At 71.7% G+C, this 311-nt stretch carries 1 protein-coding gene; it reads left to right on the top strand.

The window, feature by feature from the left end:
• Nucleotides 1-128 precede the first annotated feature (128 nt).
• On the top strand, nt 129-311 hold a 183-nt coding region (locus AC4H2H_RS19765), incomplete at its 3' end, for a hypothetical protein (RefSeq protein WP_494372539.1).

Here is a 311-nt window from a genome sequence, read left to right as displayed (position 1 = left end):
TGCGTCGTCCCACCCCGGTCGTGGCTCACCCGGGCGACTGCCCGCGGGGCCGGTCTCCCGCCGTCGCGCCGTCGCGCCGTCATGCCGCGCGGCCGACGCCCGAGCCCCGCTCGGTCGTCGAACACGACATGCTCGCGCTCGAACACGACCTGAGGGTCGCCACGGCCTGGATAACGGCACCCATGTCGTGTTCGGCGCATGACCATGGTCTGATCGGCCGACAGTTCGACACCGACGACCAGGCTCCTACCTCGCCGGACCACGGCTCTACCTCGGCGGACCAGGCCTCTACCTCGCGCGACCACGGCTCT

Source organism: Cellulosimicrobium sp. BMG9.22, from assembly GCF_059159975.1.
This window is presented reverse-complemented; position numbering and strand designations above follow the sequence as displayed.